General features: G+C 71.4%; 18 protein-coding genes. 14 read left to right on the top strand and 4 right to left on the bottom strand.

What is annotated here, in order from left to right; all coding sequences use genetic code 11:
* Positions 1 to 6 precede the first annotated feature (6 nt).
* From AB4091_RS11485 to AB4091_RS11475, 3 genes are read left to right on the top strand one after another with little or no spacing between them, the layout of a single operon-like run.
* The gene (locus AB4091_RS11485; protein WP_442291875.1) at positions 7 to 1146 is read left to right on the top strand and encodes an SIS domain-containing protein; all 1140 of its coding nucleotides are present in this window, start codon (positions 7 to 9) and stop codon (positions 1144 to 1146) included.
* Positions 1147 to 1180: 34 nt separating this feature from the next.
* Entirely contained in the window at positions 1181 to 2584 is a 1404-nt protein-coding gene (locus AB4091_RS11480; protein ID WP_442291874.1) for a mycothione reductase, read from the top strand.
* Between the two features lie 42 nt (positions 2585 to 2626).
* On the top strand, positions 2627 to 3568 hold the full coding sequence (locus AB4091_RS11475) for a DUF808 domain-containing protein (RefSeq protein ID WP_442291873.1): 942 nt from the start codon (positions 2627 to 2629) through the stop codon (positions 3566 to 3568).
* A gap of 125 nt (positions 3569 to 3693) precedes the next feature.
* Here the strand turns inward: AB4091_RS11475 and AB4091_RS11470 are convergent, their stop codons facing one another.
* Positions 3694 to 4344 (bottom strand): hypothetical protein, encoded by a 651-nt coding sequence (locus tag AB4091_RS11470; protein WP_442291872.1) that lies wholly within the window; start codon positions 4342 to 4344, stop codon positions 3694 to 3696.
* On the opposite strand from AB4091_RS11470, the gene AB4091_RS11465 reads away from it, so the two are divergent.
* Together AB4091_RS11465 and ahcY are read left to right on the top strand one after the other, a co-directional pair.
* Positions 4328 to 4726 (top strand): hypothetical protein, encoded by a 399-nt coding sequence (locus AB4091_RS11465; protein WP_442291871.1) that lies wholly within the window; start codon positions 4328 to 4330, stop codon positions 4724 to 4726. The two genes, AB4091_RS11470 and AB4091_RS11465, sit on opposite strands and share 17 nt — an antisense overlap.
* 241 nt (positions 4727 to 4967) lie before the next feature.
* Positions 4968 to 6404, top strand: coding sequence for an adenosylhomocysteinase (gene ahcY, locus AB4091_RS11460; protein WP_442291870.1), 1437 nt, complete (start codon positions 4968 to 4970; stop codon positions 6402 to 6404).
* Between the two features lie 101 nt (positions 6405 to 6505).
* Here the strand turns inward: ahcY and AB4091_RS11455 are convergent, their stop codons facing one another.
* Positions 6506 to 8014, bottom strand: coding sequence for a hypothetical protein (locus AB4091_RS11455; RefSeq protein ID WP_442291869.1), 1509 nt, complete (start codon positions 8012 to 8014; stop codon positions 6506 to 6508).
* A 145-nt stretch (positions 8015 to 8159) separates the two neighbouring features.
* On the opposite strand from AB4091_RS11455, the gene AB4091_RS11450 reads away from it, so the two are divergent.
* From AB4091_RS11450 to secA, 9 genes are all read left to right on the top strand, one after another.
* Positions 8160 to 8720, top strand: coding sequence for a hypothetical protein (locus AB4091_RS11450; protein ID WP_442291868.1), 561 nt, complete (start codon positions 8160 to 8162; stop codon positions 8718 to 8720).
* Between the two features lie 130 nt (positions 8721 to 8850).
* Positions 8851 to 9528, top strand: a complete 678-nt coding sequence (gene mtrA / locus AB4091_RS11445; RefSeq protein ID WP_442291867.1) for an MtrAB system response regulator MtrA — start codon at positions 8851 to 8853, stop codon at positions 9526 to 9528.
* A gap of 1 nt (position 9529) precedes the next feature.
* Positions 9530 to 11239 carry an MtrAB system histidine kinase MtrB gene (gene mtrB / locus AB4091_RS11440; protein ID WP_442291866.1) on the top strand — a complete coding sequence of 570 codons (1710 nt, stop codon included), beginning with the start codon at positions 9530 to 9532 and terminating at the stop codon, positions 11237 to 11239.
* The gene (locus tag AB4091_RS11435; RefSeq protein ID WP_442291865.1) at positions 11236 to 13029 is read left to right on the top strand and encodes a GerMN domain-containing protein; all 1794 of its coding nucleotides are present in this window, start codon (positions 11236 to 11238) and stop codon (positions 13027 to 13029) included. The genes mtrB and AB4091_RS11435 overlap by 4 nt, the downstream gene beginning before the upstream one ends.
* 451 nt (positions 13030 to 13480) lie before the next feature.
* The gene (locus AB4091_RS11430) at positions 13481 to 14146 is read left to right on the top strand and encodes a ComF family protein (RefSeq protein ID WP_442291864.1); all 666 of its coding nucleotides are present in this window, start codon (positions 13481 to 13483) and stop codon (positions 14144 to 14146) included.
* A 282-nt stretch (positions 14147 to 14428) separates the two neighbouring features.
* Entirely contained in the window at positions 14429 to 15073 is a 645-nt protein-coding gene (gene hpf, locus AB4091_RS11425) for a ribosome hibernation-promoting factor, HPF/YfiA family (RefSeq protein ID WP_442291863.1), read from the top strand.
* A 138-nt stretch (positions 15074 to 15211) separates the two neighbouring features.
* On the top strand, positions 15212 to 15898 hold the full coding sequence (locus AB4091_RS11420; RefSeq protein ID WP_442291862.1) for a response regulator: 687 nt from the start codon (positions 15212 to 15214) through the stop codon (positions 15896 to 15898).
* A gap of 15 nt (positions 15899 to 15913) precedes the next feature.
* Positions 15914 to 17116 (top strand): winged helix-turn-helix domain-containing protein, encoded by a 1203-nt coding sequence (locus tag AB4091_RS11415; RefSeq protein WP_442291861.1) that lies wholly within the window; start codon positions 15914 to 15916, stop codon positions 17114 to 17116.
* Between the two features lie 166 nt (positions 17117 to 17282).
* Positions 17283 to 20111, top strand: a complete 2829-nt coding sequence (gene secA, locus AB4091_RS11410; RefSeq protein WP_442291860.1) for a preprotein translocase subunit SecA — start codon at positions 17283 to 17285, stop codon at positions 20109 to 20111.
* Between the two features lie 120 nt (positions 20112 to 20231).
* Here the strand turns inward: secA and AB4091_RS11405 are convergent, their stop codons facing one another.
* A complete protein-coding gene (locus tag AB4091_RS11405) occupies positions 20232 to 20831 on the bottom strand; it encodes an Rv3235 family protein (protein WP_442291859.1) in 600 nt (199 codons plus the stop codon).
* Positions 20828 to 21967, bottom strand: coding sequence for a LysM peptidoglycan-binding domain-containing protein (locus tag AB4091_RS11400; RefSeq protein ID WP_442291858.1), 1140 nt, complete (start codon positions 21965 to 21967; stop codon positions 20828 to 20830). Before AB4091_RS11400 ends, AB4091_RS11405 begins: the two co-directional genes overlap by 4 nt.
* Positions 21968 to 21995: the final 28 nt, after the last annotated feature.

Here is a 21995-nt window from a genome sequence, read left to right as displayed (position 1 = left end):
GGCGCCGTGTTCGACGAAGCCCGCCTCGACGACGAGGGCGCCCTGAGCGTCCTCGACCGCAGCGAGACGCTGCGAGCGTTGGCCGGGTCCGGCGCCCAGGTGAGGCGCACGACGGCCGCGGCCGGCGAGGCCGGCCTCGACCGGCTGCGTGACATCGAGCCGCGGGGTGTCGTCGTCGCGGCTGCCGGGGGTTCGGCCGCCGTCGCCGACCTCTTCGAGGCCGTCTCGCACGGGGCTGCCGCGCTTCCTGTCCAGAGCTGCTCGTCGGGGTCGCTGCCCGGCTGGGTCGGTGCGCTCGACGTCGTCATCGCCGTTTCGCAGTCCGGCAGCGCCGCGGGCACCCTGGCCCTCGCAGCCGAGGCTGCCCGTCGCGGGGCCTTCCTCGTCACCGTCGGCGCCGACGGCTCACCGCTCGCCGACGTGAGCGCGAGGGCGCACGGCGTCCACGTGCCGATCCCGGTCACCGGGTCCTCGTCCCGCACGTCCATGTGGGCCCAGGCCACCCCGGCGCTGCTGGCCGCCGACGCCATGGGGATCGCGTCGTGCAGCCCCGAGACGCTGGCCGAGCTCGCCGACGTGCTCGACCGCGTCGCCACGGACGCCCGGCCCGGGTCCGAGTCATTCGTCAACCCGGCCAAGGTGCTGGCGACGGAGCTCGCCGAGTCGACGCCCATCGTGCTCGGCGAAGGACCCTTCGGTGACGTGACGGCACGGCGTGCCGCCTCGATGTTCGGACGCACCGGACGGGTGCCGGTCGCCCACGGCTGCCTGCCCGACGCGGCCAGCCAGATCGTGGCCTGCTTCGACGGACCCCTCGCACCGGGCCAGTCCGGGGGCGGCGGCACCGACGACATCTTCGCCGACCCCTTCCTCGACGGGCCGACCAGGCCTCCGTTGCGCCTGATCATGCTGCGCGACACGTCCGGCGGTGACGGCGCGCGGCTCGCCGACACCGTGGTCTCGGTGGCGGGGGACGCCGGCGTACGCGTGTCGCTGCTCGACGCTGACGCCCCTGACCCCCTCCTGCGCCTGGCGCAGCACGTCGCACTCACCGACTTCGCCGCCACCTACCTCGCGCTCGGCTTCGGCTTCGACCCGGCGACGTCCCCGCACGTACGCCTGCTGCGGGGATCCCGAGGCGCCTGACGGGTCGCGCGTCACCGGAACGTATCCTGCCCCGGTGACCCAGCACTTCGACCTCGCCATCATCGGCAGCGGCTCCGGCAACTCCCTGGTGACGCCCGACTTCGACGACAAGCGCGTGGCCGTCATCGAGGGCGGTACCTTCGGTGGCACCTGCCTCAACGTCGGCTGCATCCCCACGAAGATGTTCGTCTACGCCGCCGAGGTGGCCACGACCGTGAGCGAGGCCGCCCGCTACGGGGTCGACGCGACGCTCGAGGGAGTGCGCTGGACCGACGTGCGCGACCGGGTCTTCGCACGCATCGACCCGATCTCGGAGGGCGGTCGCCGCTACCGGCAGGAGGGGCCGAACACCACCGCCTTCCTCGGGCATGCGACCTTCACGGGCGACCGCACGCTCACGGTCGAGCTGTCCGACGGACGCCGGGAGACGGTCACCGCCGACCAGGTCGTCGTCGCGGCGGGCGCCCACCCCGTCCTGCCGGACGTCGTCGCCGAGTCGGGCCTCGAGCTCGGAACCCTCGTCCACACCTCAGACACGATCATGCGCATCGGCGAGCTGCCGCGGCGCCTGGCCATCATCGGTGGTGGCTTCATCGCCGCCGAGATGGCGCACGTCTTCGCATCCTTCGGGGTGGACGTGACGATCGTGGCGCGCGGCTCCCAGCTGCTCCGCCACCTCGACAGCGACATCTCGCAGCGCTTCACCGACCTCGCCCGAGAGCAGTGGGACGTGCGCACCGCGACGAACGTCGTGGCCGTCGAACGCGGTGACGGGGGAGCGGGGGTGCGGCTGCACCTCGACAGCTCCGCGGTCGTCGACGCCGACCTGCTGCTCGTCGCCACCGGCCGGCACCCGAACAGCGCCGGGCTCGGAGCCGAGGCCGGCGGCCTCGCCGTCCTCGACGACGGACGCATCGACGTCGACGCCTACGGCCGCACGAGCGCGCCGGGCGTGTGGGCCCTCGGCGACGTCAGCTCGCCCTTCCAGCTGAAGCACGTCGCCAACGCCGAGGCGAGGGTCATCGCCCACAACCTCGTCCACCCCGACGACCCGCAGCGGCTCCCGCACGACCATGTCCCGTCCGGGATCTTCAGCCACCCGCAGATCGCCACCGTCGGCCTCACCGAGCAGGAGTGCGTGGAACAGGGCCGCGCACACGTGACCTACGTGCAGGCGTACGGCGACACGGCATACGGCTGGGCCATGGAGGATCGTTCGAGCGTGTGCAAGCTCGTCGCCGACCCGGCCACCGGCTGCCTGCTCGGCGCCCACCTGATGGGCCCCCACGCGACGTCGCTGATCCAGCCACTCGTGCAGGGCATGGCGTTCGGCACGACCGTGCACGACCTCGCCCGCGGCCAGTACTGGATCCACCCCGCGCTGGCCGAGGTCGTGGAGAACGCCCTGCTCGGCCTGCGGCTCGACGGCACGGCCTGAGCGCGTTCCCAGCCGTTTCCCAGACCACCCTAGGATGACGCCATGGCAGGCGGACTCGTAGCCCTACTCGACGACATCGCGGCACTGGTCAAGCTCGCAGCGGCGTCGGTCGACGACGTGGGGGCGGCAGCCGCGAAGGCCAGCGTCAAGGCCACCGGCGTCGTCGTCGACGACACCGCGGTCACGCCGCGCTACGTGCAGGGACTGGCGCCGGAGCGCGAGCTGCCGATCATCAAGAAGATCGCGCTCGGCTCGCTGCGCAACAAGCTGCTCATCATCCTCCCGGTGATCATGCTGCTCAGCCAGTTCCTGCCCTGGCTGCTCACGCCGACCCTCATGGTCGGTGGCGCGTACCTGGCCTACGAGGGCGCCGAGAAGGTGTGGGAGCTCGTCTCGGACCACCACGCGGAGGAGCCCGAGACGGGTGAGGTCGACGAGTCGGCCGTCGTCGCGGGCGCGATCCGCACCGACTTCATCCTCTCGGCCGAGATCATGGTCATCGCGCTCAACGAGGTCGACACCGAGCCGTTCCTCTCGCGCTTCATCATCCTGGTGATCGTCGCCCTGCTGATCACGGCGCTCGTCTACGGCGTCGTCGGGCTCATCGTCAAGATGGACGACGTCGGCCTCCACCTCGCCGAGCGCGACTCCGGCGCCTCGCAGCGCATCGGCCGCGGCCTCGTCAAGGGCATGCCGAAGCTGCTGTCGGTGCTGTCCACGGTCGGCATCGCGGCCATGCTCTGGGTCGGTGGGCACATCCTGCTCGTCGGGGTCGACGAGCTGGGCTGGCACCCGCTCTACGACCTCGTGCACCATCTCGAGGAGGGTGTGGCCGGCGTCGCCGGTGTTGGCGGCGTCCTGGCGTGGCTCGTCAACACGCTCGCCTCGGCCCTCATCGGCCTCGTCGTGGGTGCGATCGTCGTCGCGGCACTGCACGTGGTGCCTCGCCGCAGGAAGGCCGACGAGACCGCCTCGGCCCACTGACTCGCGCCGCCCCCGGCCGGTCAGGTGCGCAGCTGGGGGCCACCCGCACACGTCCAGGCTGACCGCTCCTCGTATCCGGTGTGGGACCAGCCTCGAGCGGTGCGGCGCGCCGCCGACCAGTGCGTTCACACCCCCGTGGCCTGAGCCCTCGGTCGTCCACAGGGGAGGGGCGGGTCCGTCGTCATCACCGCCGACGCCGACACGATGTCGACATGGACCTCGTTCCCTACTGCCCGGACGGCGTCATCGACTCGGCCGGCCTTCGAGCCCGCGGCCTCACGTCCCACGACGTCGCTCGGCTCTGCCGTGCCGGCACGCTCCATCAACTGGTCAGGGGCTGGTTCGCCACCCGACCACCCGGCGACGCGGTCGATCGCCACCTGCTCACGGCACGCGCCCTGACCACCCACTTCGACGGCCGGGCTGTCCCGAGCCACCACTCCCGTCTGCTGGCGGTCGGTCTCCCGGTGTGGCGTGCCGACCTGTCGGTCGTGCACCTGACTCGCGTGCAGGACCGCGGCTCTCGCAGGCGGGAAGGGTTTGCGGTCCACCCGGCCGTCGACGGGCTCGACGCCGCGGCCGGTCCGCAGCGTACAGGCGTCCCGGTCGCCGTGGCGATCGTCCAGACCGGCATCCTCAGCGGCCCGATGGATGCCCTGATCGCGGCCGATGCGGCCCTGCGCGCGGATCTCGTCGACGTCTCGCAGCTTGCAGCCGCACTCGACCTCTTCAAGGGCCGAACGGGTGTGGCGCCGGTCCGTGCGGCCCTGGCCCACGCCGACGCCCGGCACGGAGTCGCCGGGGGAGACCCGGCTGGCCGGGGTGCTGCGCGACCTGGGACTTCCGGCCACGCCGCAGGTGTGGATCCGTACCCGGTTGGGGCGCAAGAGGGTCGACGCCCTGCTCGACGACCACCCCGTGGTCCTCGAGTTCGACGGCGCCGTCAAGTACCGGGCGCCCACCGGCATCGGCGAACCCACCGGGCAGCGCACCGGCCCGGCCGACAACCCGCTCTTCGACGAGAGGGTGCGCGAGGACGCCATCCGCGACGAGCACTACGAGGTGGTGCGGGTGGTCTGGCGCCAGCTCGCCGACCCGGGCGGCATACACCGTCGGATCCTCGACGCGGTCGCGCGGTGCACGCGCCGCGCTGCGTGAGGTGCACACGCGATGGGGACAGCGACACACGCCCGGGCCATGGGGCCGGCGGACACGGTGTGCCGGCGTCCTGAAGGTGTGCGGCCGGCCGGTGGGTCACGGTGAACGCTCGACAGACCGTTCGAGTCGACGCGACGTCGCCGCTAGACTCGTGGACTGCCGGCGTGGGTGATGACCCGCCAGATGAGCCCAGAGGGGCGCGCCGGGTCAGCACACCGACCATCAAAGGAAACGATCACTCATGTCCTTCGACTACAAGGTTGCCGACCTGGGCCTCGCCGAGGCCGGCCGACACCAGCTCCGCCTCGCCGAGCACGAGATGCCCGGTCTGATGGCCATCCGTGAGGAGTACGCCGCCGCCCAACCCCTCAAGGGTGCGCGCATCGCCGGCTCGCTGCACATGACCGTCCAGACGGCCGTCCTCATCGAGACGCTCACCGCGCTCGGAGCCGAGGTCCGCTGGGCCTCCTGCAACATCTACTCGACGCAGGACGAGGCCGCGGCCGCCGTCGTCGTCGGCCCCAAGGGCTCTGCGGACGACCTCCAGGGCGTGCCCGTCTTCGCCTGGAAGGGCGAGACCCTGCCCGAGTACTGGTGGTGCACCGACCAGATCCTCACCTGGCCCGGCGGCGAGGGCCCGAACATGATCCTCGACGACGGTGGCGACGCCACGATGCTCGTCCACAAGGGCCTCGAGTGGGAGAAGGCCGGACAGGTGCCCGCCACCACCGACGAGGACTCCGAGGAGTTCGGCGTCTTCAAGGAGCTCGTGCGCCAGACGATGGCGACCGACCCGCAGAAGTGGACCACCGTGGCCGCCGGCATCAAGGGCGTCACCGAGGAGACCACCACCGGTGTCCACCGCCTCTACCAGCTGGCCGAGGCCGGCGAGCTGCTCTTCCCGGCCATCAACGTCAACGACGCGGTCACCAAGAGCAAGTTCGACAACACCTACGGCTGCCGCCACTCGCTCATCGACGGCCTCAACCGCGCCACCGACGTCCTCATCGGCGGCAAGGTCGCGGTCGTGGCCGGCTACGGCGACGTGGGCAAGGGCTGCGCCGAGTCGCTCCGCGGCCAGGGCGCCCGCGTCATCGTCACCGAGATCGACCCGATCTGCGCCCTGCAGGCTGCCATGGAGGGCTTCCAGGTCGCCCGCCTCGAGGACGTCGTCGAGACCGCCGACATCTTCATCACGACGACCGGCTGTTACGACGTCATCACGGCCGAGCACATGACGAAGATGAAGAACAAGGCGATCGTCGCCAACATCGGCCACTTCGACAACGAGATCGACATGGCGGGCCTGGCCCGCGTCGGCGGCATCACCAAGACCGAGATCAAGCCGCAGGTCCACGAGTGGACGTTCGAGGGCGGCAGCTCGATCATCGTGCTCTCCGAGGGCCGCCTGATGAACCTCGGCAACGCCACCGGCCACCCGAGCTTCGTCATGAGCAACTCGTTCTCGAACCAGACGATCGCCCAGATCGAGCTCTTCACCAAGCCCGGCGAGTACGCCAAGCAGGTCTACACGCTGCCGAAGCACCTCGACGAGAAGGTCGCGCGCCTGCATCTCGACGCCCTCGGCGTGAGGCTCACCGAGCTGACCAAGGGACAGGCCGAGTACCTCGGCGTCGACGTCGCCGGCCCGTACAAGCCGGAGCACTACCGGTACTGAGCACCCTCACCCGGTCCTCGGCCCAGCCGACCGATGACGTATGCCGCCCACCTCGCGAGGTGGGCGGCATACGTGCTCTCGGGCGTGGCGCGGCGACGCCGTCAGGCGTTGGGCGCCTTGAGCAGCAGGTAGGTCGACCCGCGGGCGGCGACGCTCCACGAGGTCTGGCGCACGAGCGCCTCGGCCACCGGGAGGTCCTTGGGCACGAGCGCCCAACGGCAGCCCGTCTGGGTGAGGTAGTCGTCCCAGCCGGTGGCGGCGCTCTGGAAGGTCATGTACGCCTCGACGTGTGCGACGGCATACACCTCGATGCGCCCGTCGATGGCGGGACGCACGTTGGGGTGCTTCCAGATGAGCCAGCCGCCGCTGCCGTAGTCGTTGCACAGCACGGTGCCGGCGGGCAGCGCGGCGAGCTGGCGGTCCAGGTCGTTGGGACCCCACTCGGGCTGGGCGCCGCGCGACGGTGCGAGCAGCCCGGCGACCGCGAGGCCCGCCGCCGCGAGCCCCAGCGTCAGGGCGACCTCGCGCCGGGCGATCGGCTCGCGGGGGAGTCGCACGACGCGCGCGATGGCCATGGCGGCCATCGGCGCGATGATGGCCGCGCCGACGGCGATCGTGCGCACGTAGAGCAGCGAGAAGCCGATGGCCAGGCCCACCAGGAGGATCTCCGTCGCGGGAGTGCGTCGGCGCTCTCGCGACCAGATGAGCAACGTCGTCACGGCCAGGACCAGGAACGCGACGAAGTAGACATCGGTCAGCGACGGTGACCGCCACTCGTCGACGAAATGGGTGGTCTCGCCCACGGCCAGGGGCGCCAGGAGCAGCCCGGGACCCACCGGTGTCAACGCCGCGGCGGCGAGTGAGCCCAGCGGCACGAGAGCCAGTCGCAGCCAAGCCCGGCCGCGAACGGTCCCGTCGACGAGGAAGCCGACGAGGGCCACCACCCCGATCGCGACGCCGACGAACCACATGCCGTGGCTGCAGGCCCAGACCCACGTGAGCGGGACGAGCCACCACCGCGGCCTGGGGTCGCGGCGCGTCGCCAGCCACGCGCCGGTGGTCACCGCGGCGAGGGCGAACGACACGAGGTGGGGGCGCAGCGAGAGGCTGCCGCTCAGGGCCACCGTCGCGACGACGAGCACGATCGTGGCCACGAGCAGTGGCGCCTGCCGCCGGACGACGACCCAGAAGCACAGGACGACCGCCGCAGCGCCGGCCGGGAGCAGCCACGACACCCCCGCGAGGCCGAAGGCCTGCTGCGCCCAGCTCATGACCAGCTCGGGCAGCCACTCGTGCAGCCGCCAGGGCTGCGTCGACATCGTGCTCCACGGGTCGGGGCCGCTGAAGGACCACGTCTCGCGCAGGCGGTCTCCGGCTGCGATGTGCCAGAACGTGTCGGGGTCGTTGACCGGCCTCACCACGCGCAGCACCGTGAAGAAGACGACGAGCCCCGGCAGCAGCTGACGGAGCAGCAGGGGGAGCACGGACCGACGTGCGCTCCCAGCGCTCGGGTCACCCCCGTCGGCCGCCGGCCCGGCTGGCCCGGCCGGCCCCGCCTTCACATCGGCCGCGTCGGGCGTCGGGGCGAGTTCCCTCGTGTCGCTCGTCACCGCCCGATCATCCCCGGTCGCACGCGTGATCGGGGCGTTTTGGGTGGATTGGTGTAGTGCTGGGGGGACCTCGCCAGCGGGCCGCCCCGATGCCCTCGTGGGAGGATTGCCGGACTCACCACCACCTGGATCGCAGGGACCCTCCATGAACAAGCTCCTCCCCGGTGCTCTCGCACTGGCGCTGTCCGTCACGCTCGCCGGCTGCTCGAAGTCGGCCGACCAGGGGGCTGCCCCGGCCACCACTCCGGCCGCCACTGCGGCCTCCCCGACCGGCTCCTCGTCGAGCGTGACCACCCCCAGCGACTCGATGTCGACCGGCACGGCCGACGACTCGGGCACGGCGACGGCCTCGGCGACCCGGCCCCCCATCGACCAGTCCACACCGGAGGCGGCGATGACGTCGTGGCTCGGGTCCATGGTGGCCGGCGACGGCACTGCTGTGTGCTCCCTCATGGCAGCGGGCGGCAAGGCCATCCCGAGCATCCCGGGTGCCGCGGCCGCCTGTGGCTCGTCGATCACGCCGATGCTCGACCAGATCAAGGAGCTGGGCGCAGCCTTCGAGGGCCTGCAGATCAACGGGGCCACGGTCAACGGCAACAACGCCAGCTTCGAGAGCGTGACGACCGAGCCCGCTCTCGCCGCCGACGTCGTCGCGAACTTCAAGGCCGTCAAGATCGCCGGGAAGTGGTACATCACGCAGGGGTGAGCCGAGGGTGACCCGGCAATGATGCAGGCGACCGCGCGCACCGTGGTGCGCCGGTGCGTTGCCGTGCGTGTGTGATGATTTGGTCAGGACGTACGGGGCCGTGGTCCACGGACCCGGGAGGGAGTGTGTCGTGAAGGGTCGGGTTCTGGTCGTCGACGACGACCTCGCGCTCGCCGAGATGCTCGGGATCGTGCTGCGCAACGAGGGGCTCGAGGTCACCCACGTGGCCGACGGCTCTGAGGCCCTGGGCGCGTTCCGTGAGTCGCGGGCCGACCTCGTGCTCCTCGACGTCATGCTCCCGGGCCTCGACGGCATGGAGGTGTGCCGCCGCATCCGCGCGGAGAGCGGCGTACCCATCGTCATGCTCACGGCCCGCACCGACACCGTCGACGTCGTCGTGGGTCTGGAGTCGGGTGCCGACGACTACGTCGTCAAGCCGTTCAAGCCGCAAGAGCTCATCGCACGCGTACGCGCCCGCCTGCGTCGCGGGGACGAACCGGCCCCCGAGAAGCTGTCGATCGGCGACCTCGAGATCGACGTCGCCGGCCACTCCGTGAAGCGCGACGGCCAGGCGCTGTCGCTGACCCCGCTCGAGTTCGACCTGCTCGTCGCGCTGGCCCGCAAGCCCTGGCAGGTGTTCACCCGCGAGGTGCTGCTCGAGCAGGTGTGGGGCTACCGCCACGCCGGCGACACCCGCCTGGTCAACGTCCACGTCCAGCGGCTGCGCTCCAAGATCGAGCACGACCCCGAGCGCCCCGAGATCGTCGTGACCGTGCGCGGCGTCGGCTACAAGGCGGGTCCCTCCTGAGATGAGTGAGCGGCCGGCCACCAGCGGACTCGCGGGCCTGGCCTCGCGGGCCGGCTCGACGCTGCGCGGCTGGTGGCAGCGCATCCTCCACCTGTGGCGGGCGTCCCTCGGGTTCCGCGTCGTCGTCGTGACGATGCTGCTGGGCATCCTGGTCCTCACCGCGGTCGGCACCTACCTCTACGGCTCCATCGCGCAGAGCCTCGTCGACAGCCGCCAGCGCATCGCGGCCGAGGACAGCCTGCGCGACGGGCAGGACGCCCAGGACAAGTTCGACTCGACCGACCAGACCGACACCGAGGCGAAGCTGACGCAGTTCGCGACGACGCTGGTCAACTCCTATCGGCGCGACGCCGGCAACGAGACCCGCTACGTCGTGCTGACCCGCTCCGACGGCAACACGTCACCCTTCAACGTCAGGTCCGTCGAGAGCGGGAGCGTCGGCCTGCGCTTCATCCCCGACGAGCTGCGCCGGCAGGTCGCGGCCCAGACCGACCGCCAGCACCTGCAGGTCGCGACCATCACCGAAGGCAACGACAGCATCTCGGCCGTCATCGTCGGCCAGACCGTCGTGCTCCCCGTCGCCGGCAACTACGGCCTCTACTTCATCTACCCGATGGACCGCGAGCGCGAGATCATCAGCTCGATCGGCAACACCTTCCTCGTCGGAGGCTTCGCCCTCATCGTGCTGATCGGCGCGATCGCCTTCGTCGTCACCCGCCTGGTCGCAGACCCGGTGCGACGCGCCGCAGCCGTGGCCGAGCGTTTCGCCGAGGGCAACCTCAACGAGCGCATGCGGGCCAAGGGCGAGGACGACCTCGCGCGACTCGGCACCTCGTTCAACGGCATGGCTGCCTCGATCCAGCAGCAGATCGCCCAGCTCGAGAACCTCTCGCGCGTCCAGCAGCGGTTCGTCTCCGACGTCTCCCACGAGCTGCGCACCCCCCTGACGACCATCCGCATGGCCGGCGACCTCATCCACGACTCGCGCGGCGACTTCGAGCCGACCGTGGCCCGTTCGGCCGAGCTGCTGCGCGGCGAGCTCGACCGCTTCGAGTCCCTGCTGAGCGACCTGCTCGAGATCTCCCGCTTCGACGCCGGTGCCGCGGTGCTCGAGGTCGAGGCGAGCGACCTGCGCGCGTGCGTCGAGCGGGCCGTCGACGCCCACCGCACCCTCGCTGCCCGAAAGGGCACCCGTCTCGTGGTCAACACCCCGGCCGCACCCGTCGTCGCCGACATGGACTCGCGCCGCATCGAGCGCATCCTGCGCAACCTCGTCTCGAACGCCGTCGAGCACGGTGAGGGCAAACCGGTGGAGGTGACGATCGGCTACAACGACACCGCCGTCGCGGTGACCGTCCGTGACCACGGCGTGGGCCTGAGACCCGGTGAGGCGGCACTGGTGTTCACCCGGTTCTGGCGAGCCGACCCCGCCCGGGCCCGCACGACCGGCGGCACGGGCCTGGGTCTCGCCATCGCGCTGGAGGACGCCCGCCTCCATGCGGGTCGCCTCGAGGCGTGGGGTGCGCGGGGCGAGGGCTCCTGCTTCCGTCTGACTCTCCCGCGCATGGCCGAGGCGACGATCACGAGCTCGCCCCTCCCGTTGAGCCCGCTCGCCGCCGAGTCGGCGCGTGCCGCCCGGGCGACCTCCTCTGAGGGTGCCGACGACGACACGCTGCGCCTGAGACGCATCACCGTGGAGCGCTCCCCGTGAGACGCCGCCTGCTCGTCGCCCTGGTCGTGGCGGCCGCCACGCTCCTCGCGGGGTGTGGCGGTCTGCCGACCACGGGGCCGGTGATCGAGGGGAGGGTGCTCGGCGACGTCGTCAACGAGCCGGTGCGCGTGGTCGCGGTCGGCCCCGCTGCCGGCGCCAGCCAGGAGTCGGTCGTGCGCGGCTTCCTCCGGGCCGGCGAGGACGCCGACGAGACCCACGCCACGGGCAAGAGCTTCCTGGCACCCCAGTCGGTGGACCTGTGGCGCTGGTCGAACGCCGACGTGATCGTCTACGACGGCGACCTCGCCTTCCGGCAGGTCGATGAGGACTCCGTCGAGGTCACCGCCGACGTGCTGGCCCGCCTGACGCCCGACGGTCGCTACGTCGAGCAGCCACCGGGGATGCGCGAACGACTCATGCTCGGTCTGGTGAAGGTCGGAGGCGAGTGGCGGATCGAGCTGCCCACCAGCGGTTTCGGGCTGTGGCTCGACAACGACCAGTTCAACCGGGTCTTCGCCAACCGCTTCATCTACTACGTGAGCCCGACCGGGCGCACCCTGGTCCCCGACTCACGCTGGTTCCCGAACGGGTCGCGTCTGGCCACGACCCTGGCGCGGGCCCAGCTGAGCACGCTGCCGCCGCACCTCGCTGGCGCGGTCACCACCGGGGTCCCGGCCGGCACGAGCCTCGCGGTCAACGCCGTGCCCGTCTCCAACGGCCGGGCCCAGGTCAACCTGAGCAGCCAGGCCCTCTCGGCCGACCCGGCCGCGCGGGCTGCGATGTGGGCGCAGCTGACCAAGACACTGAGCCAGGTCGCGTCCGTGGGGTCGGTCTCCCTGTCGGTCGACAACACGCCGCTCGAGCTGCCGGGAGGGGTCACCTCGGTGGGGTCGCCGGCCGAGCTCGGCTATGACGTCGCGTCCGAGGCCCCGCTCGACACGGCCCTGCTGCGACGAGGCGACACGATCCGGCGCTTCGATCCGCGGTACGTCCCCGACACCCAGGCGGCTAAGCGTCCGGACCTCAAGCCCAAGGACGGCGACGTCGGGCGCATCCCCGACACGTGGCGCAACCTCGCGCAGTCGGTCGACGGCAGGCAGGTCGCCGCGGTGTCGGGTGACCGCAACGACCTCTCGATCTGGCGGGCGACCGAGCCGACACGTGCGGTGCCACCCTTCGCGACGGCCCTGATCCGACCGGTGTACGACCAGCCGGGATACCTGTGGATCGCCGGAGTCGACGAATCGGGCGCCGACCGTGTGTTCGTGCTCGACGCGGTGTCGAGCGACCCGAAAGCGACCCCGAAGGCCGTCGCGACGCCCTGGCTCAAGGACCGACGGGTCAGGTCGCTGTCCATGTCTGCCGACGGCACGCGACTGCTGCTCGTCACGACCGACCGCAACGGCATCGACGAGCAGGTCGGCCTGAGCGGGGTCGTCCGGACGCCGAACGGCGAGCCGCAGTCGCTGACTGCGCCGTTGCGACAGGCCCAGTCGCTCACGCGCATCCAGGACGTGACCTGGCTCGACCCGACCAGCTACGCGCTGCTCGGACAGGTCCGGGCGGGCGACCCGATGCGGCCGTGGCTCGCCACGATCGGATCCGGTGTGGACGGCACACGCCGCGAGGTGGGCCGCCTCAACGCGGTCCCCGGCGCAGTGACGATCACGTCCGTCGGCGGCCCTCGCGGCATCATCATCGTCACGAGCGACAACCGAGTGCTCGCCCGGGCGGGCTCGAACTGGCCGCCCATCGAGCAGGGCAGCGACGTGCTCGTTCCCGGCGGCTGAGCGCGCGCCCGAGCCGAAGCCCATCCACACCCCCTTGGGCGTGACGTGTTCCCGTCCCCAGCGCGGGACGGGGAGATCCGTGAGCGGGGTGTATCCGCTTGGCTGGCTCCATGACCGAACACGTCGACGGAGGGGGCAGATGACCCACCGCGTCGCAGTCGGGTGGGCCCGGAGAGCTCGGGACCTGCTCGGGCAGCAGGCCGGCGCGGTGTGGGGGAGCGAGCTGCTCGACCTGGTGCTGCCGCGTGAGTGTGGTGGGTGCCGGCGCGCAGGCGTGGAGTGGTGTGCGCGCTGCGCGCGCGCCCTCGCGGCCCTCGCCTTCGTCGTCCCCGCAACGCCCGCGACCTCCTCCGCACCGTCGGCTCCCTCGGACCGCGGAGACCCGCCACGGGGCCGTACGCGTACGACCTCGGATGGGTGTGTCGGAGCCCCTGGCGGGGCGCGTGGCGCGGTGGGACCGCAGGCGTCGGACGGGCCGGGGCCGGCGCGGGTCGGCGGTGCCCCGTGGGTGGTGCCGCACCGCGCGCCGGGCGGGATGCCGCCGGTGCATGCCTGGGGCATCTACGCCGACCCCCTTCGCGCCGTCGTCTCGGCCTGGAAGGACGGAGGTCGGCGCGACCTCCTGCGCGTCCTCGAGCCGGTGCTGGCGGAGTCGATCGCAGGGGCCCTCGACGGCGTCGGGTGGGTCGGCGGCACCGTGCTCGTCGTGCCCGCCCCGTCGTCGCGACGCGCCGAGCGCCACCGTGGCGACACGCCGATCGTCGATCTCTGTGGGGCGGCGGTCCTTGCCGTCGGCCGGGCCGACGGGCCCGACTCTCGACGTGGCTCAGGGGGCGGTGCCGGGCTCGTCCTCCGGGTCGCGCCGGCACTCCGGCACGTGCGCCGCGTCGAGGACCAGTCGGGACTCGGCACAGCAGCACGTCGCGGCAACCTGAAGGGTGCGCTGACCGTGAAACCTTTGTGGCACAACGTCGTTCGCGGTCGGCGATGCCTGCTGGTCGACGACGTGGTGACGACGGGAGCCACACTCGCCGAGGCGGCGCGGGCCCTGCGGGAGGCGGGTGCGGGACCGGTCGTGGGGGCTGCCATGGCAGCCACGCAGCGCACTCGTGGGTGACTCCGTGATGCTCCTGAAGGGATGCCGAGCGCCGGTTGGAGAAGGCGGAATGTGATGTTCCAGCGGGTTCCGCCGGATGCCTTCCCTGTGGACGCCGGGCCCAAGTAGTGTCGGGTCATGGACCCCCGTCCCCATGGGAGCGGCCTTCCGGTCGACTCCTCGGGACGTGATCGACCGGAAGAGGTGGTGCCGCGTTGACCGCGGGCCTGTCCTAGGTGACCAGAGGCCCGGACCACTCTCACTGCGGCGCACGAAGAAGACGTGCGCGATCAAGGAGGAACTGTGGAGATCGTCGTCACTGGACGTCACGTCCAGATCCCCGACCGATTCCGTGAGCAGCTCGACGAACGACTGGCCAAGGTCCAGGCGCTCGCCCCCAAGGTGCACCGTGTCGACGTCGTCGTCACCCACGAGCGAGTTGCCCGCGGGTCCGAGAAGGTCGAGATCACCTGCCACGCAAAGGGACCCGTGATCCGGGCGGAGGCTTGTCTCGACGACAAGTACGCCGCCCTCGACGCGGCCGTGGACAAGCTCATGGAACGACTCAGGCGGGTGCACGACAAGCGGCGGGTCAGCCGCGGACGACGGATCCCGGAGTCGGTCGCACAGGCGACCGCGCGCATCGACGCATCAGCCAACGGCTCCCGCCCCACCGAGGCGGACAGCGCTGCCGGCAGTGGCGGTGTCGACGACCTCGAGCGCTTCGGCGCGCTCGGCAACTCACCCATCGAGGTGCGCGAGAAGATCCACACCGCGGCCCCCATGTCCCTCGAGGACGCCGTCAACCAGATGGAGCTCGTGGGCCACGACTTCTTCCTCTTCCACGACGCCGACACCGACCGCCCGAGCGTGGTCTACCGGCGGCGCGGATGGAGCTACGGGGTGCTGCACCTCGAGACCGACGTCGACGTCGCTGCCACGGGCTGAGCCTCCGCCGTCGGCCACAGGGTCGAGGCGTCCCCCGGCGAGGCGCCTCGACCCGTCCGTGCTCCCCTCACGCCGCGCCCGGCGCAGGTCCCGCACCTCCTCGAGCGCGGTGTCGGCACTCTTTGACAAACTGGGTGGGTGAACCCGCCCCCTGACGTCATCCGCGTCCTCATCGTCGACGACCATGCGCTCTACCGACGGGGACTGCAGACCGTTCTCGCGACCGAGGACGGCATCGAGATCGTCGGAGAGGCGGCCGACGGCGTCGAAGCGGTCGACCAGGCGGAGGAGAAGCTCCCCGACGTCATCGTCATGGACGTCGGCATGCCCAAGCGCGGCGGCATCGACGCATGCCGCGTCATCAAGCAGCGGGTGCCGTCGGCCCGCATCCTCATGCTGACGAGCTCCGACGACGAGGCCAACCTCTTCGAGGCGGTCCGCGCCGGCGCCAACGGCTACCTGCTCAAGGACGTCCCTCCCGAGGAGGTCGCAGCCGGCATACGCGGCGTCTTCAACGGCCAGTCCCTGCTGTCACCGCTGATGGCCTCCAAGCTGCTGCTCGAGTTCGCCCAGATCAGTCAGCGTGAGACCGTCCCCGCGCACACCCCCGGGCTCGAGCTGCCGCGTCTGACCGACCGCGAGCTCGAGATCCTCAAGCTCGTCGCGCGCGGGAGGCTCAACCGAGAGATCGCGGGCGAGCTGTTCATCTCCGAGAACACCGTGCGCAACCACATCCGCAACATCCTCGACAAGCTCCAGATGCACTCGCGCATGGAAGCCGCCATGTATGCCGTCCGTCAGCGGCTCATCGACCCCGAGGAGTGAGCGGCGGGTGACCGCATGACCGTGGCCACCCGCGCGATGACGCGAGCCCAGGCGCGCCGCGTCGCCATCGCGGCCCAGGGCTTCCTCGACCCGCGCCCGGCACCGTTCACGGCGACGATGCGACACGTCCAGCGGGTCATCGACCGCGTCGGGGTCATCCAGATCGACAGCGTCAACGTGCTGGCCCGCAGCCAGTACCTCCCGCTCTTCGCCCGGCTCGGCCCCTACGACACGACCCTGCTCGACCGAGCGCGCGACCGGGCGCCGCGCCGGCTGGTCGAGTACTGGGCCCATGAGGCGAGCCTCGTCCCGCCCTCGACCTGGCCGCTGCTCGACTTCCGCATGCGCGCCGCCGCCGAGAAGGCGTGGGGTGGAATGCGCCGCATCCTGCAGGAGCGGCCCGGTTTCGTCGACGTCGTGCAGGCCGAGGTCGAGGCGCGCGGGCCGATGACGGCGCGCGAGGTCGAGGTCGCGCTGGCGCACGACCAGCCGCGCACCAGCGGCAACTGGGGGTGGAACTGGTCCGAGGTCAAGCAGGCTCTCGAGTACCTCTTCTGGGCCGGCCGCATCAGCTCCGCAGGGCGCACCACCGCCTTCGAACGGCGCTACGCCGCTCTCGAGGCCACGGCCCCTCCGGTCCTGCGCTCGGCGTGGACCGACCGGCCCGGCCCGCCTGCCGACCCCGAGCGTTTCGTGGAGCTCGTACGCATCGCCGCGCGGGCGCACGGCGTCGGCACCGAGCTGTGCCTCGCCGACTACTTCCGCATCCGGCGCGAGGAGGCTCGCCCCGCGATCGAGCGGCTCGTCTCCGACGGCGAGCTGGTGCCGGTGACGGTGCCCGGCTGGAAGCCGGCCTGGTTGCACGCCGACGCCCGCCTGCCCCGTCGGGTCCACGCCGAGGCGCTGCTCAGCCCGTTCGACTCCCTGGTGTGGCAGCGCGAACGCATCCTCGCGCTGTGGGACTTCCACTACCGCATCGAGATCTACACGCCGGCCCACAGGAGGGTGCACGGCTACTACGTGCTGCCGTTCCTCTTCGGTGACGCGCTGGTGGCGCGCTGCGACCTCAAGGCCGACCGGGCGGCCGGCGTGCTGCGCTGCCACCGGGTCACCTGGGAGCCCGGTGCACCAGCCGAGGCGCGCCCCGCGCTGGTGGCCAACCTCGAGTCGATGGCTGCCTGGCTCGGGCTGTCGAGCATCGATCTCGCGGCCGCCTGAGCGTGCACCGGTCCTCCGCCGTCGGCGCGGAACCCCAGCGTCGGCCGGTGCGTTGGTCGTTCCGTCGGGAAGGCGGCTAGCCTAGGCGGGTCCCGTGACCCATCACGGGCGATGGAGCCCGCCCACCGGGCGAGTCCACACGTTCAGTCGGGAGTGAGATCACCAGATGGCCGTCATCGAGAAGCTGCTTCGCGCCGGCGAAGGCCGGACCCTGAAGAAGCTCCAGGGCATCGCCAAGCAGGTCAACGCCCTCGAGGCCGACTTCGAGAAGCTCACCGACGAGGAGCTGCGCGACGAGACCAAGGGTTTCCGCGAGCGCCTCGACAACGGCGAGACCCTCGACATGCTCCTGCCGGAGGCCTTCGCAGCCGTGCGTGAGGCGAGCAAGCGCACGCTGGGCAAACGGCACTTCGACGTGCAGCTCATGGGCGGCGCCGCCCTTCACCAGGGCAACGTCGCCGAGATGAAGACCGGTGAGGGCAAGACCCTCGTCGCGACCCTTCCCAGCTACCTCAACGCGCTCTCGGGCAAGGGCGTCCACGTCATCACCGTCAACGACTTCCTCGCCGAGTACCAGTCCGAGCTGATGGGCCGCGTGCACCGCGCCCTCGGCATGGAGACCGGCTGCATCCTGAGCCAGATGACGCCCGAGCAGCGGCGGGCCGAGTACGCCAAGGACATCACCTACGGCACCAACAACGAGTTCGGCTTCGACTACCTGCGCGACAACATGGCGTGGGACCCGTCCGAGCTCGTCCAGCGCGGCCACAACTTCTGCATCGTCGACGAGGTCGACTCGATCCTCATCGACGAGGCCCGCACGCCGCTCATCATCTCCGGCCCGGCCGACCTCGCGACGAAGTGGTACGTCGAGTTCGCCCGCATCGCAGCGCGCCTCAACCGCGGCGAGGACGGGCGCGGCGACTACGAGGTCGACGAGAAGAAGCGCACCGTCGGCGTGCTCGAGTCGGGCATCGCCCGCGTCGAGGACCTCCTCGGCATCGACAACCTCTACGACACGGTCAACACGCCGCTCATCGGCTACCTCAACAACTCCATCAAGGCCAAGGAGCTGTTCAAGAAGGACAAGGACTACGTCGTCATGAACGGCGAGATCCTCATCGTCGACGAGCACACCGGCCGCATGCTGCCCGGCCGCCGCTACAACGAGGGCATGCACCAGGCGATCGAAGCGAAGGAGGGCGTCGAGATCAAGAACGAGAACCAGACGCTCGCCACGATCACCCTGCAGAACTACTTCCGCATGTACGACAAGCTCTCCGGCATGACGGGCACCGCCCAGACCGAGGCCGCCGAGCTCAACTCGATCTACAAGCTCGGCGTCATCCCGATCCCCACGAACCGCCCGATGATCCGCAAGGACCAGGCCGACCTCGTCTACCGCACCGAGGTGGCCAAGTACGACGCCGTCGTCGACGACATCGCCGAGAAGCACGGCGTCGGCCAGCCCGTGCTCGTCGGCACGGTGTCGGTCGAGAAGAGCGAGTACCTCTCGCAGCAGCTGAAGAAGCGCGGCATCCGGCACGAGGTCCTCAACGCCAAGCAGCACGAGCGCGAGGCGGCGATCGTCGCCGACGCCGGCCGCAAGGGTGCCGTGACCGTCGCGACGAACATGGCCGGTCGAGGCACCGACATCATGCTCGGTGGCAACTCCGAGTTCCGCGCCGTGGCCGAGCTGAAGAAGCGGGGCCTCGACCCGCACGAGACGCCCGAGGACTACGAGGCCGCTTGGGACGAGGCCCTCGCCAAGGCCGAGAGCGACGTCGCGGCCGAGCACGAGGAGGTCACCGCGCTCGGTGGTCTCTACGTCCTCGGCACCGAGCGTCACGAGTCCCGTCGCATCGACAACCAGCTGCGTGGCCGTTCCGGCCGTCAGGGTGACCCGGGCGAGTCCCGCTTCTACCTCTCGCTCAACGACGACCTCATGCGCCTGTTCAACGCCGGCCTCGTCGACCGCTTCATGCAGACCGCCGGCATGGAGGACGACGTGCCGATCGAGTCCAAGATGGTGACGAACTCGATCCAGAAGGCCCAGGGCGCCGTCGAGGCCCAGAACTACGAGATCCGCAAGAACGTCCTCAAGTACGACGACGTCATGAACCGTCAGCGGCAGGTCATCTACGACGAGCGGCGCGCCGTGCTCGAGGGTGAGGACCTCCACGAGCAGCTGCGGCTCTTCGTCAACGACGTCGTGAACTCCTACGTCGACGCGGCCACGGGCGAGGGCTTCGCCGCCGACTGGGACCTCGAGAAGCTGTGGGAGGCCATGCGTCAGGTCTTCCCGGTGTCGCTGACCATCGACGAGGTCGAGGACATGGCCGGTGGCCGCCAGGCCGTCACCGCCGACCTGCTGCGCGAGCAGCTGATGTCCGACGCCCACCACGCCTACGACCAGCGCGAGGAGACCCTCGGCTCGGAGACCATGCGCGAGGTCGAGCGCCGTGTCGTCCTGTCGGTGCTCGACCGCAAGTGGCGCGAGCACCTCTACGAGATGGACTACCTGCAGGAGGGCATCGGCCTGCGGGCGATGGCCCAGCGCGACCCGCTCATCGAGTACCAGCGCGAGGGCTACCAGCTCTTCGAGGCGATGATGGAGGCGATCAAGGAGGAGTCGGTCTCGCACCTGTTCTCCGTGGAGGTCCAGGTGCCCGAGGCGCCCGCGACGCCGGTCGGTGCGGCCCCCATGTCGGTCGGCGATCTCGTCAGTGGCCTCGCAGCCTCCCCGGTGCCCGACGACGCCACCGGCACCGCGCCCGACGACGAGGCCGCCGGATCCAACGGCAGTCGAGCCTTCGGTGCGGGCGCCGGCGTCCGCGTGTCGGGGGTCGACCTCGACACCGACGGGCAGCGTGCGGGTGCCCTTCGCTACACGGCCCCCGGCGAGGACGGACGGGCCGTCGAGTCGGGCGGTCAGCAGACCGTCGAGCGCCAGGCCGACCGTCGCGGCAAGAAGGTCAAGCGCAAGCGTCGCTGACCATGCCGCCGTCGGCCCTCGGCCCGATGCCCGCGATCAATGCATCGAGAAAGCGATCCGTCCACCCGGACGGATCGCTTTCTCGATGGCGGGGGAGGGGCGGCGGGGCGCCCCTCCCCCTCACCCGATGGTGAGCGCCGTGAGCAGCCACCGGCCGTCGAGTCCTTCGAGCCGCAGCGCGAGGGCGCGGACCCGCCCGTGCGACACGACGACGGCGCAGGCTTCGACGATGCCGTCGGCCGGCTCGCACACCCGGACCCGTCGCACGACCGCCGCGCGCTGTGGTCCGGGCGTCCGACGTCGGGCCGCCACCATCGCCTGTCGCGCGATGACCGAGTAGACGGTGGGCGCCGTGTGACGGATCAGCTGGGGCGCCGGCCGCTGACCGGAGACGACCTCGATGACGGCCTGCGCCAGGCGACCCACGACGAGCGCCGGGTCGGGAAGCAGGCTGCTGCGAGTGGGCTGGCGCCCGAAGTCCTCGTCGCCGCGCGCGCCGAAGAAGTCGAGGGCCAGGGCGTCCTGGGCGTACGGCTGCTCTCCGTGCCAGGCCTCGTCGGCGCTGATCACCCGTGGTGCGGTCTGCGGGATGCGACGCACGACGAAACCTCCGGGTGCGGGCGGGCCGGCATCGGGAGAGGTGCTGGTCGAGGTGCTGACGCAGCTGCCAGCTGAGGTGCTGCCAGGGGTGCTGCCTGGTGTGCGGGACGCGCTGCTCATCGGTGGGCTCCTCGCTCTGCCGGGACGGACGCCGTCAGGTCGACGGAAGGTGGGGCGGCCAGGGCCGTCGGCGGCCGCAGCTGCTGGCCCGGTTTGATCAGGTCGGGGTCGTCGCCGATCACGTCACGGTTGGCGGCATACCACCGCGGCCACTCGCGGGCGACCTGCGCGTCGCTCGCGCCCGGCCCGAGGTGGCGGGCGGCGACGGTCCACAGCGAGTCGCCGCGACGGACGGTGACGTCGTCGTGGGTGCCGGCCGTCGGCCTCGGTGGCGGCGCCATCAGGCGCGAGCGGTCGTCGACGTGCACCCGGACCGGGGCCGACGGGACGTAGCCCGGGCCCTCGTCGTCGCGAGGGCTGTCGCGGTTCGGCTCACCGTGGGTGGGGATGAAGCCAGGCGTGAGGGCGCCGGGTCGGGGCCCCGTCGGCTGGTTCGTCCGGGCCGGTCCCGAAGGGACGTCCTCGCCGCGGCGCGCGCCGGTTGGGGTCGCGCTCGTCGGGGTGAAGCCGGGGTCGAGGAGCGGGGCGGCACCGCCGAGTGCTCGGCTGGGCACGAAACCCGGCGCGAGGTCGGCCGACGTGGGCCCGCGTCCTGTTGCCCCGGCCTCGGCCGCAGTGACCGACAGCGGCCCCGAACCGGCGACGGAGACCGGCGCCGGCGGCAGGGCGACCGAACCGACGGAGGCGCCGAGCACGAGCGTCAGGACCTTGCGCGCCGCCAGCGGTGTGATGCGCTCGGCCAGTGCGCCTGCGAGCCTGCCGGTGACGCCCGGAAGGGTGGCCAGCAGGGCGAGGAACGAACCCAGGGCGAGCCAGGCCGAGAGGGCCACCCCCACCCAGGCCAGGCCCACGAGCAGCACGTCGTCGGGACGAACCGCCCCGGACGGGGCTCCCGTGCCGCGCGTGGCGATGGTCATCAGCAGGCGCAGGGCCATCAGGGACACGACGAGGCCGAGGACCGCCAGGCCGACACCGCGGAGGCGCGGGCCGTGGCTGTCGGCCGCCCGCCCGGGCAGGCCCAGCGCCGGGTGACAGGAGGTGCCGACCCACTTCGGCCCGAGACCAGGCTCGCGACCAGTCCCGAGACCATCGGGACTGCTGTCGTGGTGTGCTGCTGCGCGCGTTCCCCTGTACATGACTTCATTCAATGCAGTTTGCTTGCGT

The organism is Terrabacter sp. 2RAF25, assembly GCF_052115265.1.
In the GTDB taxonomy this organism is placed as follows: domain Bacteria; phylum Actinomycetota; class Actinomycetes; order Actinomycetales; family Dermatophilaceae; genus Terrabacter.
This window is presented reverse-complemented; position numbering and strand designations above follow the sequence as displayed.